Annotated in this window: 17 protein-coding genes; 10 read left to right on the plus strand and 7 right to left on the minus strand. The window is 31.2% G+C overall.

Translation table 11 applies throughout. From position 1 onward, the window contains the following. Positions 1–75: 75 nt before the first annotated feature. Positions 76–1,206, minus strand: a complete 1,131-nt coding sequence (tgt, locus tag D3P13_RS13410; RefSeq protein WP_117883266.1) for a tRNA guanosine(34) transglycosylase Tgt — start codon at positions 1,204–1,206, stop codon at positions 76–78. A gap of 131 nt (positions 1,207–1,337) precedes the next feature. Then, a complete protein-coding gene (gene ychF, locus D3P13_RS13415) occupies positions 1,338–2,432 on the minus strand; it encodes a redox-regulated ATPase YchF (RefSeq protein ID WP_117883268.1) in 1,095 nt (364 codons plus the stop codon). A gap of 181 nt (positions 2,433–2,613) precedes the next feature. Between ychF and D3P13_RS13420 the strand changes: the two genes are divergently transcribed. Next, positions 2,614–3,144, plus strand: a complete 531-nt coding sequence (locus D3P13_RS13420) for a rhodanese-like domain-containing protein (RefSeq protein ID WP_117883270.1) — start codon at positions 2,614–2,616, stop codon at positions 3,142–3,144. Between the two features lie 78 nt (positions 3,145–3,222). Here D3P13_RS13420 and D3P13_RS13425 read toward each other — a convergent pair whose 3' ends face one another. Further along, positions 3,223–3,573: a 4Fe-4S dicluster domain-containing protein gene (locus D3P13_RS13425; RefSeq protein WP_117883272.1), complete on the minus strand. Its 351-nt coding sequence runs from the start codon at positions 3,571–3,573 to the stop codon at positions 3,223–3,225. Between the two features lie 222 nt (positions 3,574–3,795). Here D3P13_RS13425 and D3P13_RS13430 point away from each other — a divergent pair, with 222 nt between their 5' ends. Next, entirely contained in the window at positions 3,796–4,854 is a 1,059-nt protein-coding gene (locus D3P13_RS13430) for an acyl-CoA reductase (protein ID WP_117883273.1), read from the plus strand. A gap of 437 nt (positions 4,855–5,291) precedes the next feature. On the opposite strand, the gene folE is transcribed toward D3P13_RS13430, so the two are convergent. The 4 genes from folE to D3P13_RS13455 all read right to left on the minus strand — a co-directional run bounded on the left by folE (position 5,292) and on the right by D3P13_RS13455 (position 8,690). Then, the gene (folE, locus tag D3P13_RS13440; RefSeq protein WP_117883277.1) at positions 5,292–5,987 is read right to left on the minus strand and encodes a GTP cyclohydrolase I FolE; all 696 of its coding nucleotides are present in this window, start codon (positions 5,985–5,987) and stop codon (positions 5,292–5,294) included. A 99-nt stretch (positions 5,988–6,086) separates the two neighbouring features. Continuing rightward, positions 6,087–7,460, minus strand: coding sequence for a histidine--tRNA ligase (gene hisS / locus D3P13_RS13445; protein ID WP_117883279.1), 1,374 nt, complete (start codon positions 7,458–7,460; stop codon positions 6,087–6,089). A 194-nt stretch (positions 7,461–7,654) separates the two neighbouring features. Continuing rightward, positions 7,655–8,125 carry a hypothetical protein gene (locus D3P13_RS13450; protein WP_117883281.1) on the minus strand — a complete coding sequence of 157 codons (471 nt, stop codon included), beginning with the start codon at positions 8,123–8,125 and terminating at the stop codon, positions 7,655–7,657. Further along, positions 8,118–8,690 carry a DUF4126 domain-containing protein gene (locus tag D3P13_RS13455; protein WP_117883283.1) on the minus strand — a complete coding sequence of 191 codons (573 nt, stop codon included), beginning with the start codon at positions 8,688–8,690 and terminating at the stop codon, positions 8,118–8,120. Before D3P13_RS13455 ends, D3P13_RS13450 begins: the two co-directional genes overlap by 8 nt. A 156-nt stretch (positions 8,691–8,846) precedes the next feature. Here D3P13_RS13455 and D3P13_RS21950 point away from each other — a divergent pair, with 156 nt between their 5' ends. The 8 genes from D3P13_RS21950 (at position 8,847) to D3P13_RS13485 (ending at position 18,187) form a co-directional block, all read left to right on the plus strand. Then, positions 8,847–8,999 carry a hypothetical protein gene (locus D3P13_RS21950; RefSeq protein WP_157972918.1) on the plus strand — a complete coding sequence of 51 codons (153 nt, stop codon included), beginning with the start codon at positions 8,847–8,849 and terminating at the stop codon, positions 8,997–8,999. Positions 9,000–9,194: 195 nt separating this feature from the next. Continuing rightward, positions 9,195–9,767 (plus strand): cob(I)yrinic acid a,c-diamide adenosyltransferase, encoded by a 573-nt coding sequence (locus tag D3P13_RS13460; RefSeq protein ID WP_117883285.1) that lies wholly within the window; start codon positions 9,195–9,197, stop codon positions 9,765–9,767. Positions 9,768–9,964: 197 nt separating this feature from the next. Next, entirely contained in the window at positions 9,965–10,186 is a 222-nt protein-coding gene (locus D3P13_RS13465) for a DUF2795 domain-containing protein (RefSeq protein WP_117883287.1), read from the plus strand. A gap of 111 nt (positions 10,187–10,297) precedes the next feature. Beyond that, on the plus strand, positions 10,298–10,459 hold the full coding sequence (locus D3P13_RS21955; RefSeq protein ID WP_157972919.1) for a hypothetical protein: 162 nt from the start codon (positions 10,298–10,300) through the stop codon (positions 10,457–10,459). 66 nt (positions 10,460–10,525) lie between these two features. After that, complete coding sequence (gene secA, locus D3P13_RS13470) at positions 10,526–13,864, plus strand: preprotein translocase subunit SecA (protein ID WP_117883289.1); 3,339 nt, start codon at positions 10,526–10,528, stop codon at positions 13,862–13,864. Between the two features lie 73 nt (positions 13,865–13,937). Then, positions 13,938–14,366 (plus strand): TFIIB-type zinc ribbon-containing protein, encoded by a 429-nt coding sequence (locus D3P13_RS13475; protein ID WP_117883291.1) that lies wholly within the window; start codon positions 13,938–13,940, stop codon positions 14,364–14,366. Positions 14,367–14,689: 323 nt separating this feature from the next. Further along, positions 14,690–15,427, plus strand: coding sequence for a hypothetical protein (locus D3P13_RS13480; protein ID WP_117883293.1), 738 nt, complete (start codon positions 14,690–14,692; stop codon positions 15,425–15,427). Next, positions 15,428–18,187 (plus strand): TonB-dependent receptor, encoded by a 2,760-nt coding sequence (locus D3P13_RS13485; RefSeq protein WP_117883295.1) that lies wholly within the window; start codon positions 15,428–15,430, stop codon positions 18,185–18,187. It begins immediately after the preceding gene. The last annotated feature ends 7 nt before the right edge of the window (positions 18,188–18,194 follow it).

Consider the following 18,194-nt stretch of genomic DNA (forward strand, 5'->3'; position numbering starts at 1 on the left):
ATTTACAATTCTGAATTAAATTCAAAATAACCTTCTAAAAGGCGAAAACAAACCTGCTCTTTTTATTATTTTATATTATAATCTTTTATCCATTTGTTTTACCATCTTATTTTTCCAAGTGGTAAAATCTCCTGCTAAGATATGTTTTCTAGCTTCACGAACCAACCACATATAAAATCCTAAATTGTGTATGGTTGCAATTTGCTTCGCTAAATATTCTTTTGCAACAAACAAATGACGTAAATAAGCTTTAGAATATTCAGTATCAACAAATGTAATATTCATTTCGTCTATGGGAGAAAAATCATCTTCCCATTTTTTGTTTTTTATATTAATACTACCGTGTGCCGTAAATAACATACCATTTCTAGCATTTCTTGTTGGCATTACACAATCAAACATATCAACACCTAAAGCTATATTTTCTAAAATATTTATAGGTGTACCAACGCCCATTAAATAACGTGGTTTATCTTCAGGCAACACACTACAAACAATATCTGTCATTTCATACAATTCTTCAGCCGGCTCACCTACAGAGAGTCCACCAATGGCGTTACCTTCAGCTCCCATTGAAGCGATAAACTCAGCAGATTGTTTTCGTAAATCTTTATATGTACTCCCTTGAACAATTGGAAAAAATGCCTGCTTAAAGTCGTAAATTTCCGGTGTTTTCACTAAATGATTGATACATCGTTTTAACCAACGATGCGTCATATGCATTGAATTCTTAGCATAATTATATTCACAAGGATACGGTGTACATTCGTCAAATGCCATGATTATATCAGCACCTATACTTCGCTGAATATCCATTGATGATTCTGGGGTGAAAAAATGCATTGAACCGTCTATATGCGATTTAAACTTGACACCCTTTTCATTAATCTTATTATTACCAGAAAGCGAATACACCTGATACCCTCCACTATCTGTTAAAATGGGTCTATCCCAATTCATGAATTTATGCAAACCACCTGCTTTTTCTAAGATTTTAGTACCTGGGCGTAAATACAAATGATATGTGTTTCCTAAAATTATATCAGCATTAATATCTTTTTTAAGCTCTTGTTGATGAACACCTTTTACAGATGCCACAGTACCCACAGGCATAAAAATAGGGGTTTCTATTACCCCATGATCAGTTGTAATGGTACCTGCTCTTGCTTTGGAAGTAGTATCAGTTATTTTTAAATCAAACTTCATGCTTATTTTTTGATTGGCGTATAATGATTAACGGCTTTTGACTTTTTACTATTCATTTCACATGTATACATTACACATGTTATGCATTAAGCTATTTTAAAAATAACCTTAACCGATTATTTAAATCTAACTTAAACGTTAAACCTAAAATGCATTACATCACCATCTTGAACTACATATTCTTTACCTTCTATAGATAACTTTCCTGCTTCTTTCACTTTCGCTTCGCTACCATATGCTACAAAATCGTCATATTTCATAACCTCTGCACGAATAAAACCTTTTTCAAAATCAGTATGAATTACACCTGCTGCTTGTGGTGCAGTACTTCCAACTAAGATGGTCCATGCTCTTACTTCTTTAACTCCTGCTGTGAAATACGTTTGTAAATTCAATAGTTTATAGGCAGCTCTAATTAATTTAGATGCACCTGCCTCATCGAGACCTAAATCATCTAAGAACATTTCTCGTTCTTCATAAGAATCTAGTTCCGTAATATCTGCTTCTGTTGCTACAGCTAAAATAATTACCTCAGCATCTTCATTGGCAATTGCTTTTTTTACTGATTCTACATATGCATTTCCATCTTTAGCAGAAGCTTCATCTACATTACAAACATAAAGAATAGGCTTGTCTGTCAGTAATTGTAAAGGTTTAATAAATTCTTCTCGCTCTTCTGAGGTTAATTCAACAGCTCGAACAGAAACAGCTGCTTCCAATGATTTCTTCACTTTATTTAATGCAATTTCTTCTTTTTGAGCTTCTTTATTTCCTGTTTTAGCCGTACGTTTTACTTTTTCAAGCTTTTTATCAACCGTTTCAAGATCTTTCAATTGTAATTCAATATCTATCGTTTCTTTATCACGAATTGGATCAACGGTAGTATCAACATGGATGATATTGTCATTATCAAAACAACGTAATACGTGAATAATTGCATCTGTTTCTCTAATATTACCTAAGAACTGATTCCCTAACCCTTCCCCTTTACTTGCTCCACGAACCAATCCTGCAATATCAACTATCTCAACGGTTGCTGGTAAAACACGTTCTGGATTAACGAGTTCTTCTAATTTTTCTAAACGTTTATCTGGAACGTTTACAACACCAATATTTGGTTCTATAGTACAAAATGGAAAATTGGCACTTTGTGCCTTTGCATTCGATAAACAATTGAAAAGTGTGGATTTACCTACATTTGGAAGCCCTACGATACCTGCCTTCATAACTTATTATTTCTAAAAATTCGAGGTGCAAATATAGGGTTAAGTTTTTATAAAAAACAAAATGCAAATTCTAAATAAAACTTAAAAACATCTTTTACGCATTGAAAAGGTAGTGTTACTCATTATCAATTGGATACTATAATGATATAATAGACTTTTGATCACATTAAAACATGAAAAAATGAGAAATATATTTTTTATCCTTTTAGCTGTTGGCCAATTATCAAATGCACAACAACAAATTTCTACCCCACCGTCAAGAGTTAGTTTTGACGATTTTAAAGCCTTAGTAAATAAAGTTGAAAATCACCGAGCAGAACGTTTAATAAATCTTGATGATTTTTTAGCGATGAGTACACATGAAAATGTAGTACTATTAGATACGCGTTCAGATAGACGTTATGAACAAAAACATATTAAAGGGGCTATTCACTTAGATTTTACAGACTTTACCCATAAAAATCTGAGAAATTTAATACCTGATACCAATACAAAAATATTAATATATTGCAACAATAATATTGACAATGACCTCATTCATTTTGCTACAAAAATGGTATTACCCGTTAAAGAAAAGAACTTAGCATTAGCTCTAAATATACCCACTTACATTAACCTTTACGGCTATGGCTATAAAAATGTTTATGAATTATCTGAACTTGTAGCTATTAAAGATTCCCGAATTGAATTTGAAGGAACAGCTCTAAAATAAATCTATTAGACGATTACCTCATTGACATAACGTTTGAATTCACTTCAAAAAAACACCAATAGGTAACTGAACACATCGTTACTCCGGATGCATAAAACGTTGCTTCTCTAACAATGTTTCTTCGCTTTCTACATGTTCATCATCAGGTATACAGCAATCTACGGGGCAAACTGCCGCACATTGAGGTTCATCATGAAACCCTTTACACTCGGTGCATTTATCTGGTACTATAAAATATATTTCATCACTTACAGGCTCCTGATCTTCACCTGCATTTACCTTTTTTCCATTAGGTAAAACCACATCACCATCAAGCAACGTACCATCTTTATAACGCCAATCTTCGGCTCCTTCGTAAATTGCAGTATTTGGACACTCAGGTTCACAAGCCCCACAATTTATACATTCGTCAGTTATTATAATTGCCATTTGTTTTTTTACTTTAAATTTGCTACAAAGTTACAAAATTCTTGTTTAAAAAGAAGTGTGGTATTTTAACTTAGTTGTTGCTAATTTTTTTAGCGGATTAAGCCAAAAATATTTTCAGAATAATAGCTTTACTATTTTTTTACGCAGTGTTGGGTAGAGAAAACAAGGCTAAGGTTACAAAAATCATACTTATTTTTATACACAAACGATAAAAAACTGAAAATGATATTAGAAAAAAGAATCAATGCTTTTGTTGAATTAGGGAAATTTTTAAGTCAATTTTCTCAAGATAAAATGGAGAAAAAGGAGAATGTAATGCTTAATGATCTCTTTTTTGATGCCGTTAAACTTCAAATAAACAGAGCTCAAGAATTTAATAGTTGGTTTACAAAAGAAAATGTACTTTATGGAATAGAAAGTTGGACTAAATTACTGAATTTAGAAACCTTAACAAATTGGACTTCTTCGTATAATTTGACTAACGGCAATCCTAAAACGATAGCCGTAATTATGGCAGGAAACATTCCTCTAGTTGGTTTTCATGATTTTTTATCTGTATTAATCTCAGGGCATGCTATTCGTATTAAACAATCATCGAATGATAAGCATTTACTGCCTCTATTGGCCAAATATTTAGAATATGTTGAACCCGAATTTAAAGGAACTATAGATTTTACGGATGGTAAACTAACCGATTTTGATGCGACTATAGCGACAGGAAGTAATAATACAGCTAGGTATTTTGAATATTATTTTGGTAATAAACCTCATATTATAAGAAACAATAGAAATAGTGTTGCTGTAATTACGGAAAACGACAGTTTAGATGAATTAAAAGGTATTGGAGAAGATATTTTTAGGTATTTCGGCTTAGGATGTAGAAGTATTTCTAAATTATATGTACCAAAAGGTTATAATTTTGATCCTTTTTTTAACGCTATTTTTGAATATAAGGACATTATCAATTATAAAAAATACGAAAACAATTATGATTATAATAAGGCTGTATATCTAATGAGTGAATTTGATATCTTAGAAAATGGCTTTTTTATGATAAAGGAAGATAATAGCTACTCCTCGCCTATTGCTACAGCATTCTATGAGTATTATGACGATTTAACTTCTTTACAACTTAAACTTGAGGCGGATAAAGATCAAATACAATGTGTGGTTAGTAATACCATAGAAAACGCCGTAAAGTTTGGAGAAACACAACAACCTAGCTTAACCGATTATGCAGATGGCATTGATACGTTGCAATTTTTGAGTGCTTTAGCTTAGGACTCTAACGCTTTCTGAAAATACTAATAGTAAGATTAATTAAAAACATAATCTGGGCAAACACAACTCCTAAGACAGCAAACTTTCGTAAGTTTTGATATAACATAATATACCTTGCATTAGCATTTAAATCATTTGAATAAAAACTAGGAGATTGAGGAACGAAAAATAAAATTAATAGACCTATTACTGTTAAAAAAACATGCGTTATCGTAAGAAAGTTCAAGGGTTTAAACGTATTACTGTGATACGATAAATAATACCCTAAACCAACAAGGTACAAATACAAGCAAAGTGGTATTAAAACAAAATATAACTGAAAAATAAAATAAGAATCATAGATGTTAATGTCTAAAGCTTCTTCTCTATTTAAGAAACCATAAATTAAAATAAGAGGAATCAATCCCCAAAACAATAAAGGCACTTTTTTAATAAACTTACTCAAAGCTTGTTTCTAACTTAATATAGTCTAGAAACTCACGTTTGGTGGCAGCCTCTTTAAATTTACCTCCAAATTCAGAAGTTACAGTACTACTTGCTACATCGCGAATACCACGTGAATTTACACATAAGTGTTTGGCGTCAATAACACAAGCAACATCTTCTGTATTTAATGCTCTTTGCAGTTCTTGAACAATCTGCATTGTTAAACGTTCTTGTACTTGTGGTCGTTTTGCAAAATAATCTACAATACGGTTCATTTTTGATAAGCCAATTACATTTCCATTTGAAATATAAGCGACATGGGCTCTACCAACTATTGGTAATAAGTGATGTTCACAGGTAGAGTATACCGTAATATTTTTTTCTACCAACATTTCGCCATACTTGTAATTGTTATCAAAAGTAGACGCCTTTGGCATATTTTTAGGGTTTAAGCCCGAAAAAATTTCTTGAACAAACATTTTAGCCACTCGTCGTGGCGTGCCTTTTATGCTATCGTCAGTTAGATCCATACCTAAGGTATGTAAAATCTGAGCCATATTCTCTTCAATAGCTAGCATTTTATCAGTATCAGATACTTCAAAAGCATCATCGCGTAGAGGTGTTGTTGCTGTAGTTGCAATATGATTATCACCTATTTCGTCTTCCATAATTTCGGAATTAATTTTACCGTTTTTTCCTTCAAACATTTTCTTTAATCTTTTAATTATCAATATTGGAATGAAATATATTTATCCTTTCGGATTGTAAAAACACTCCTAAATTCCCCTCAAGGGGACACTGCAAATTTACGAATTCTTTACTGCTTTAAGTAAGGTTTCAAAATTACAAGAACTTTGATCTCCACTTTTCATATTTTTTAAAGTATACTTACTTTCTTTTAATTCAGATTCACCAACGAGAACGACAAAATTAATATCACGCTTATTGGCATAATTCATCTGTTTCTTCAGTTTGGCAGTGTCTGGATACAACTCTGATTTTACGTCATTTTCACGCAATTTTTTAATCGTTTCTAAACAATAAAAAGCCTCATTTTCTCCAAAATTGATGAATAAAATCCTTGGTTTAGGCAATTCAACTTTTTTAAATAAACCTAATTCTTCCAACACTAGATAAATCCGATCTAATCCAAATGAGATTCCTATCCCACTCATATTTTTTAATCCGAATATTCCAGTTAAATCATCATATCTTCCACCACCGCCAATAGATCCCATCTTCACTTGGTCTGCAGCAACTTCAAAAATGGCTCCTGTATAATAATTCAACCCTCTTGCCAACGTAACATCAAGATTTAAACTACTGGTATTTAAACCTAGTTTTGCTACATTATTAATAACAAACTCTAGTTCAGAAACACCTTGCAAACCTTGGTCGGAATCTTTTAAAATAACTTTCAATTCTTTTAACATAGAATCATTATCTCCTTGCAATTGCAATAAAGGATCTACTTTTTTAATGGCTTCCTCTGTTATGCCTTTACCTAGCATTTCTTTAATGACACCGTCTTTACCAATTTTATCTAACTTATCTAGAGCAACTGTAAAATCAATCAATTTATCAGAAGCACCAATAACCTCTGCAATACCAGAAAGTATTTTTCGGTTGTTTATTTTTATAATGGTATTTTTTAATCCTAGTTTGGTAAAAATGTCATCATACAATTGTACAAATTCTACTTCTTGCCATAATGAAGTGCTTCCCACTACATCGGCATCACATTGATAAAACTCTCTAAAACGTCCTTTTTGAGGTCTATCTGCACGCCAAACGGGCTGCATTTGATAACGTTTAAAAGGAAATTCAATTTCGTTTTGGTGTTGTACAACATATCTGGCAAAAGGCACTGTAAGATCGTACCGAAGTGCTTTTTCGGAGATAGAAGTTGTTAAAGCATTACTATTTTTCTCAGTTAAAGCCGTCTCATTTGCTTTAGATAAATAATCGCCTGAATTCAATATCTTAAAAATCAATCGATCTCCTTCTTCGCCATACTTTCCCATGAGTGTTGAAGAGTTTTCAAAACTCGGTGTTTCAATAGGTTGAAATCCGTAATTCTCAAATGCTTGTTTAATAACACTAAAAATATAGTTTCGTTGTGTAACTTCCGTTGGTGAAAAATCTCTTGTCCCTTTAGGTATGCTTGGTTTTTGTGCCATTAATTTTTTTAATAAGCTGCAAATATCTGAAATTAATGCTGAATTTAAGATTGAAAGTTGAATAGTTTTACTTGAAATTATTCCACAGAGATAGTATGAGTTTCACAAAGGTTTATAAAAATAAGTAAAAATATACTTTATTGCACATAAAAGACTGCCTACTGCTACTGCCAACGGTCTACTTTCTTAAAGTCTTAAAATCTATCGAATTTCGTTTTTTCTTCAAAACTCAATTTGACTTCCTGTTTAAAGATTTCTTTTTTGGGAAATTTTAAATACATAATGACGGCCATAAGTATAGAAACGAATAAAAAGATGATATTATTCGATTGAAAAGCTGCAACAATAGCAATAAGTGCGGGGGCCTCTAACCAAGCACCTTTTACAATAGTTGCGATTTGGTATTGTGCTAATTTAGAATTTAAAGTATTATTTGGTGAAATTCTTTTAACCATAGATTGGTATACAGAATCACTAAAAAAGATACTACCAACAGCCATAATCGGTACCACTATTGTAAAAATATTGGTAATATCTATATCGTATACTGGTGTATCAATTAGGATAAAAGCAACAACTGAGAATACTACTATACCTGCAATTAAAGCTCCATAAATAATTTGTAATGTTTTAAAAATACCGTTTTGTTGTGCACTGTTATCCATCTATCTGTTTTTTTGGCTTAAACCATTTGAATACTTTAAATAATAACCACAATATAATAATTACAAAAACTATGGCTAAAACTGGAGCCACAAAAGCTAAAACAGCCATAATTATTGAGGTACCTGATTCAACTGTTGACACTATGGGGTTCGCAATACCACCAGTGGTAGCTGTTGCTGTTAATCTTGCCGTACTTGTAGATGCTTTAATAGCAGTAGCCGTTCCTCCACCTGCAATAATTGCCAAAGACCATGTTATTATTGGGTCTAAATCGGCCGCTGTTGATAACATTACTGCGGTACCTGCAACGGCTGCCAAAGGCACAGCAACAACATCTAATAAATTATCTAACCAAGGAATAAGGTAGGCACCAATTTCAACCACAGTTGCAATACCCAACGTAATCATAGCCGCAGAACTACCTATCCATTCCCAATTTTCATTTAAGGGAATAATCTGATAATACGAAGCTAAACTCAATGCGAAAAGTGGTACAAATATTCTAAAACCCACCGAAGCCGCCAGGCCAATACCTAATAGAATACTAAAAATTGTTTCGGGCATTTACATTTTATTATAACACAAAGATAGTTACAATTATTTTTCCATCATAACATAGGGGATTTTTCCCCTTTTTGCTCTAGGGTTTTCCCCCAATTTGATTACTTCACTTTTCTATTAAACGAACATGCCTTAATTTTGAGTTCAAACAAAACGACTATGCCTCACTTTCGTCATAACTTCGATAAAAACGAAGATTCAGAACCTTATGGTCCCCAATTCTGGGATAAGGTTGTAAAAGCCCTATTTATAGCAGGTGTATCTTTAATACTTATAATGATCACTTTAAAATGGTCTGGTCTTATAAATTAATTAGACCTACTTTGAAAACCCATCTCGTTTAAATTTTTTAATCACCTAATAAGTCAATAACTTTGTAACTTAAATAAGTTAGAACAAACATTGGCGTTTCAAAACTCTTGATATCATAAAGTTTCTAAGTGAGCTTAACAATGCCTGGAAACATTTAGCTTATTTATAATAAGAATATTATAAAACATTGAATGAATGAAAATATATACAAAAACTGGAGACAAAGGGCAAACTTCACTTTATGGAGGCACCCGTGTACCTAAATATCATTTACGTATTGAAGCTTATGGTACTGTTGATGAATTAAATTCGCACATTGGCTTGTTAAAAGATCAAAAAATTACGGAACCTACAGCTAAAACACTACTAAAAGTTCAAAATGAATTGTTTACACTTGGTGCTATGTTAGCCACGCCTCCTGAAAAGGAAACTTTAAAAAATGGTAAGGAACGTTTAAATATTCCAAAAATTACAGCGTCTGACATCCAATATTTGGAAAATGAAATAGATACAATGCAGCAATCATTACCCCAAATGACTCATTTTGTATTACCGGGCGGTCACCAAACTGTGTCATTTTGTCATATAGCTCGATGCATTTGTCGTCGTGCTGAGCGTTTATCTGTTCAGCTCAATGAAAATGACCCTATTAATGATCATATAATCATGTATCTAAATAGACTATCAGACTACCTTTTTGTATTGGCACGGAAATTGACTTACGATAATCATGTTGAGGAGATACCTTGGCTACCTAGTAAAAATTAGTTTAGAAAGCCTATTTGGATTTCTAGTAAAAAAAAATGGCAACATCAACCTGTATTCGTTATTAAAACCAATTAAGTTGATGATAATTTATTAAGATTAAAGAACGTTCTTTTATAATTTGAAAAATAATACATAAAAAACTTGCTTTTGTGCTTAAAAAAATTACTTTTGCAAAATATTAAAATTATATTACAATTATGTATTGGACTTTAGAATTGGCATCTTACTTAAGTGATGCTCCTTGGCCAGCCACCAAAGACGAGTTAGTTGATTACGCTATCAGAACTGGTGCACCGCTTGAAGTTGTTGAAAACTTGCAAGCAATTGAAGACGAAGATGATTCTTACGAGTCTATTCAAGAAATATGGTCGGACTATCCAACGGATGAAGATTTCCTATGGAATGAAGATGAATATTAAAAAATCTAAAGTCTCGTAATGAGACTTTTTTTTTGGTTTTTATTCACCTTTTTATATAAAAATTAACTATCTATAAAACACAGATTCTTATATTTGTGTAAAGTATTGACTATGAGTAAAATCGAAATTTTTGGTTTGATAATTATAACCGTAGGTCTATTATCAATTTACCTTTTTGACAATGATGGCATCGATTTTATTTCAGGTTTATTAATTGGATTAGGTTTAGGTCTAAGTTTTTCTAGACTGATTAAATCTAAAAAAATTAATTGATAGTATAAGAATTACAATAAAAAACACATCAAAATATTGATTTAGTTCAATATAAAATAGAAACATATGAGTATTTTAAATTCAGTCCTTAAAGTCTTTGTGGGCGATAAAAAGAAAAAAGACTTAAAAGAATTACAACCTATAGTAACTAACGTTAGGGCTTTTGAAAGCCAAATGGAAAAACTTTCTATTGATGAATTAAGGGGTAAGACTTTAGAATTTAAACAAAAAATAAAGGAGGCTCGAAAACCCTTTGATGATAAAATAGCTGAATTAAATATTGAGATTGAAACCTCTAATATAGATCGTAAAGAAGAAATCTATAAAGAAATTGATTTACTAAATGAAGATGCTTATCAAGCTTCTGAAGGAGTATTATTAGATGTTCAGCCTGAAGCATTTGCTGTAATTAAAGAAACTTCAAAGCGTTTGGTAAACAACACAACGCTAAAAGTAAAAGCAACACCATTTGATAGAGAAATATCTGCCGATAACGATTACGTTGTCTTGGAGGATGATTATGCTATTTGGAGTAACTCTTGGGATGCTGCTGGGAAACCAATTACTTGGGACATGATTCATTATGATGTACAGTTGATTGGTGGTTCGGTATTACATCAAGGTAAAATTGCTGAAATGATGACGGGTGAAGGTAAAACATTAGTTGCCACATTAGCCATATACCTTAACGCTCTTACTGGAAACGGTGTACACGTAGTTACGGTAAATGATTATTTAGCCAAACGTGATGCTGCATGGATGGGACCTTTATTTGAATTTCATGGTTTAAGTATTGATTGTATCGATTACCACAAACCTAATTCTGATGCCAGAAGAAAGGCCTATAACGCTGACATTACTTATGGTACAAATAACGAATTTGGTTTTGATTACTTGCGTGATAATATGGCACATGCACCGAAAGATTTAGTGCAACGCCCACATAACTTTGCCATTATTGATGAGGTAGATTCAGTTTTAATTGATGATGCTCGTACTCCATTAATTATTTCAGGTGCTACACCTCAAGGTGATAGACATGAATTTAATGAGTTAAAACCAAAGGTTAATGATATTGTAAGTAAACAGAGAACTTTTCTAACTGGTGTTTTAGCTGATGCTAAAAAAATGATTGCAGAAGGTAATGAAAAAGAAGGTGCTATTCATTTATTAAGAGTATTCAGAGGTTTACCAAAAAATAAAGCATTAATAAAATATTTAAGTCAAGAAGGTATAAAACAATTACTGCAAAAGACTGAAAATCATTTTATGCAGGATAACAATAAAGAAATGCCAAAAATTGATGAGGCTCTTTATTTTGTTATTGATGAAAAAAATAATTCTATAGAGTTAACAGATAAGGGTATTGAGCAATTATCAGGTACAAAAGATAAAGAAGATAATTTCTTTTTACTACCTGACCTTGGTATGGAAATTGCCCGAATTGAGAAGGAAAATGAAACTCCTGAAGATATTGCCAAAGGCAAAGAAGAATTGTTTAGAGATTTTAGTATAAAAAGTGAGCGTATCCATACGTTAAATCAACTTTTAAAGGCCTATACCCTATTTGAAAAAGATATAGAGTATGTAATCATGGACAACAAAATTAAAATTGTTGATGAGCAAACGGGTCGTGTTATGGATGGTCGTCGTTATTCTGACGGACTACACCAAGCACTTGAAGCAAAAGAGAATGTTAAAATTGAGGATGCAACGCAAACGTATGCAACTGTTACGCTGCAAAATTATTTTAGAATGTACAACAAGCTTTCTGGTATGACAGGTACTGCCGTAACTGAAGCTGGTGAGTTTTGGGAAATTTACAAATTAGATGTGGTTGAAATACCAACTAATGTTCCTTTAGTGCGTAAGGATAAAGAGGATTTAATTTACAAAACTAAACGCGAAAAATACAATGCTGTCATTGATGAAATTGTAAGATTAGTTGAAGAAAAAAGACCTGTATTAGTAGGTACAACCTCTGTTGAAATTTCTGAATTATTAGGTAGAATGTTAACCATCAGAAAAATACCTCATAATGTATTAAATGCAAAATTGCATAAGAAAGAAGCTGATATTGTTGCCGAAGCAGGTAATCCTGGTGTAGTAACAATTGCAACAAACATGGCTGGTCGTGGTACGGATATTAAATTGTCTGCTGAAGTTAAAGCATCAGGTGGTTTGGCCATTGTTGGTACTGAACGACATGATTCTCGTCGTGTAGATAGACAATTACGTGGTAGAGCTGGTCGTCAAGGTGATCCAGGATCTTCTCAATTTTATGTTTCTTTAGAGGATAATTTAATGCGATTATTTGGCTCGGAACGTGTTGCCAAAATGATGGATAGAATGGGATTGAAAGAAGGTGAAATGATTCAACATTCTATGATTTCAAAATCTATTGAACGAGCTCAGAAAAAAGTAGAAGAAAACAACTTTGGTATTAGAAAAAGATTGTTAGAATATGATGATATTATGAACTCTCAACGTGAAGTGGTTTATAAACGTCGTCGTCATGCATTGTATGGAGAACGTTTACAGGTTGATATTGTAAATATGGTTTATGATACCTGTGAAACTATTGTAATAGATAACAAAGCTTCTAATGATTATTCCAATTTTGAATTTGAACTAATTCGTTTTTCTTCAAGCTCTTCTCCGTTTACAAAAGAAGAATTTGAAACGAAACCAGAGCAAGATTTAATTGACGAACTGTTTAGAATTATTTATAAACACTATCAAAATAAAGTTGAGCGTAACGCTGAAGCTGTATTCCCTGTGATTAAAGATGTTTACGAAAAACAAGGCAATCAATATGAACGTATAGCAGTACCTTTTACGGATGGTGTTAAAACTCTAAATGTGGTTACTAATCTTAAAGAAGCTTATGAATCGCAAGGAAAAGGATTAGTTTCCGATTTTGAAAAAAATATTTCATTAGCTATTATAGATGAAACCTGGAAAGATCATTTACGTCAAATGGATGAGCTAAAACAGTCCGTTCAGAATGCCACTTACGAACAAAAAGATCCACTTTTAGTGTATAAATTTGAGGCGTTTGAATTGTTTAAAAAAATGTTGACTAAGGTAAATAAAGAAGTGTTGTCATTCTTATTTAAAGGAGAATTACCAAATCAAAATGCTCAAGAAATTTCTCAAGCTAAAGAGCAAAAACGAGAAAAAGTACAAGTTAGCAAAGCGGATTATAACAGTCCTACTCAAGATACAAGCACCAATCAAACACAAGAACAACATGTTACCGAAACTATTGTACGTCAAGAACGTAAAATAGGAAGAAATGAGCGTGTTACCATCAAACATGTAATGAATGGTGAAAGTAAAGAAGTTAAATTTAAGCAAGCTATTCCTTTAATTGAAAAAGGAGAATGGGTATTGGTTGAATAGAGAATAGAGAATAGAGAATAGAGAATAGAGAATAGAGAATAGAGAAAAAAATAAAAACATTAAATAGTACAATATGAAATGTCCAATTGATGGTTCAGAATTAGAAAAAAGAATGCATGAAAATACTGTAGAAGTAGATGCGTGTAACGAATGTGGAGGTATTTGGCTTGATGCTAATGAATTAGAAAAAATTCAGGACGTTAAAATAAATGATTACAAGGAAGAATTAGCTCGCATACCTGATTATGTAGGTAAATCTATATTGATGGCAAAATCTAAAGATCAGCCTTTACTAAATTGTCCAAAATGTGATAGAGAAATGGAACGTAGAGAATATGGCTATTGTTCTCAAATCTATATAGATTCTTGTGTTAATGGTCACGGCATTTGGCTTGACAAAAGCGAACTAAAAGATTTAGAAGTATTTTATGAAAGATCAAGAATGGAAGCTCCTGAAATTCGAAGAGGTTTTTTCAGCAGTCTTTCAGATTTTTTTAAATAGACCTATTTCTTCTTATTAAAAAAAAAATCCAATGTCAAAGTACATTGGATTTTTTTTTGTTTCCGTTTCAACGAACTTTTTAATAATATATATTTCTTTTGGAACTTCATATTTATTGAGTCTCTTTAAATTTACTATTGACTGCTCTTTTGAATCGCACTAGACAATCAAAGCAGCATTTGGGATTTTAATTTCAATAATCAATACGAACTTCTCCTCAAGTAATTCATCTAGAATACAAACTGAAAAAATCTGCATAGACAATCTATTGGATAAATTATTCTATATTAGCTCATTAGAATAAATAGATATTATTTTTTAATATGAATTATACCTTTATTGGTCGTTACCTATTGTTTTTTATTATTTTATGTAATAGCACAATTACTTTAGCACAGCCTAATCTTGACGAAAAAAACTACTATAATTGGTTTGACAAAAGCATAGGTCAAGAGAATACAGATTTATTCAATGGAGAACTTTATACTAAAACGTATAGAACTGAAAATAAAAATCATAACTTTTTTATAAATGATGACTTTATTACTGGAACAATAGCGTTTAAAAATCAAAATTTTTATGATATATCAATAAAGTATGATATTTATAACGATGAGATCATAGCCAAACTTAAAAACTCATCTGGAAATTATAGTCACGTTCAACTTAACAAAGGTTTTGTTAATGCCTTTACTATTCATGAGAAGAATTTTTATTTTTTGAATGTTAAAAATGAATACTTTGAACTAACTGGTTTCTATGAAGTTACAAAAATTGGTAGCCAATTCGTTTTTTACACGAAACACTATAAGCAAAAAGAAGAATATATCAAGGGAAATCTTATCTACGATAATTTTTTAAAAAAAGAGAAGAACTTTTTGCTTTATAACACGGTTTATTACGAAGTTAATAATAAAAAAGATCTAAAAAACACCTTCCCAAGTCTAAAAAAAGAAATTAACCTCCTTTACAAAAAAAATAAACATTTGAAAAAATCAAGTAAGAATACTTTTTTTAAAAAAATAATCCAACAAATTGAAAATTATATAGAAGAAGAGTAAATGAAAAAATTAACTTTAATCGTTTTAATATTAAATTTTCACATTGCAGTAGCCCAAAATGCTTCTGAAAAAATTACCATTGATTATGGTAACAAAAGTATTACTGATGTTTTAAAAGTAATTGAAGAAAAAACCAATTATCGTTTTTATTATATTGACAGTTGGTTTAATGACAATTATAGAATCTCAGGAAAATATTCCAACACAACACTCTCTTCAATTTTAGATGATATTTTTGAGCAAACATTAATCAATTATTTTATAACGAAAAAAAATAAAATCATTTTAACTCAAAACAATATTATTTACGATAAACTACCAAGTGATCCATTAAAAAAGGATAAAAATGAATTTTCAGAATCTAAAGGAAAAAAACCAGTTTTTATTTCTCAAAATAGAACAAACAACACTACTAACTTAAAAACCATTAGAATAGGTAAACAGAATAAAAATGATGGTTTGCAGGAGTTTATTCTTACTGGTAAAGTTGTGCATTCAGAATCTAAAATGCCAATTCCTAATTTGGTTTTTAGCGTACCTAATCATAATATAAATACAATTACAGATTTAGATGGTAATTATTCTATAAAACTGCCAATTGGTATCAATTATGTAAGGTTAAAATCAATTGGTATGTTAGATATTAGGGCTAAAATTATTATCTATAATAATGGTGTTTATAATTTTAGTATGGCCGATAATCCAGAAATTTTAGATGAAGTTGTTATAGATGTAAATAAAGATAAAAACATAAGACAATCAATAACTGGAATTACTCAAATTCAAATTGAAAGTACAAAAACAATCCCGTTAGTTTTAGGAGAAAGAGATGTTTTAAAGGTGGCTACTACCCTACCGGGAATTTCTACTGCCGGTGAAGCAGCGGCTGGTTACAATGTTAGAGGAGGTAGAACCGACCAAAATTTAATGCTATTAGACGATGCTGTAATTTATAACCCCACTCATTTTTTTGGGATATTTTCGGCGTTGAATCCATATACTACAGGAAGTTTAGATATTTATAAAGGAAATATTCCTGCAAAATATGGAGGTAGATTGTCTTCTGTTTTTGATATTAATACTAAAAAAGGAAATACTAAGAAATTTAAAGGAGAAGGTTCTATTGGTCCGGTAACGGGTAACTTAACTTTTGAAACTCCAATTGTTAAAGAAAAATCATCTTTAATTGTTGGAGCAAGAGCAACATATTCAGATTGGCTTTTAAAAGCTACTAATGAAAAAAAATTAGAAAATAGCAATGCCTCTTTTTATGATGCCATACTTAAGTACACACATACTTTTAATGAGAACAATGACCTTTCTGCTACCGCATATTACAGTTCAGATGATTTTAGCATTGCATCAGATTCTGTTTATGGCTATAGTAATATGTTACTTTCATTGAGATGGAACCATAAATTTGATACAAAAAATAAAGCCAGTCTCATTTTAGCACATAGTAAATATAACTTTAATATTGATTATGAAAGTAGCAATGGAAATAGCAACTTTGATTTTGCTTATAAAGTTCAAGAAACGGAACTTAAGCTATTAATGTCTTACAAACCAAATAGTAAGCATACTTTTGATTATGGATTGTCAGGAAAATTATACAATAACAAACCAGGTAAAAAAACACCAAATGGAGGTAATTCAATTGTAATACCAACAACCATTGACCAAGAAAGAGCATTAGAATCGGCATTGTTTGTTTCTGATGACTATAATATAAATGATGATTTTACAATTAATGCAGGTTTAAGATACTCTAATTATGCCTTTTTAGGCAAAGCAAGTCAAATAGCGTATGCTGATGATTTACCCAGAAATGAAGCTACTGGAATAGATACTTTAAATTATAAAAAAAATGAAGTTGTAAAAAACTATGGAGGTCCTGAAATTCGGCTATCAGCTCGATACTCTTTAAGTCCAAGTCTTTCAATAAAAGCTAGTTACAATAATAACTATCAATTTATTCACACCTTATCTAATAACACAACAGCCTCGCCAACAGATACATGGAAACTTTCTGATTATAATATAAAACCTCAAAGGGCTAATCAATATGCACTTGGTCTGTATAAAAACATTGAGGGAAACATGTATGAATTAAGCCTAGAAGCTTATTATAAAAAAATTAAAAATACTTTAGATTATAAGGTTGGGGCAGAATTGTTATTAAACAATTCTATAGAAACAGAAATTTTACAAGGAGATGGAAAAGCCTATGGCGTTGAGTTTTTACTTAAAAAAACAAAAGGTAATCTAAACGGATGGATAGGTTATACCTATTCTAAATCTTTGGTTAAACTAAACAGTAACTTTAGTGAGAACCGTGTTAATAATGGTAATTATTTTGATTCTAATTTTGATAAGCCACACGATTTAAGTATTGTGGCTAACTACAAATTGACAAAACGATACAGTTTTTCAGCAAACTTTGTTTATCAAACTGGTAGACCCATTACATATCCAATAGGTCAATATCAATTTGAAGGCGAAGATTATGTTTTTTACAGTGAAAGAAACAAATTCAGAATACCAGATTATTACAGATTAGATTTAGGTATTAATATTGAAGGCAATCATAAAATTAAAAAATTGGCTCATAGTTTTTGGAACATTTCTGTTTACAATGTCTTAGGAAGAAACAATCCTTTTTCAGTATATTTTGTGACAGAAGACGGAGCTATAAAAGGTTATAAAAGTTCTATTTTCTCTGTACCAGTACCTACAATTACTTATAATTTTAAATTTTAAAATGAGA

Origin of the sequence: Aureibaculum luteum, from assembly GCF_003449015.1 — a bacterium.
GTDB lineage: Bacteria > Bacteroidota > Bacteroidia > Flavobacteriales > Flavobacteriaceae > Aureibaculum > Aureibaculum luteum.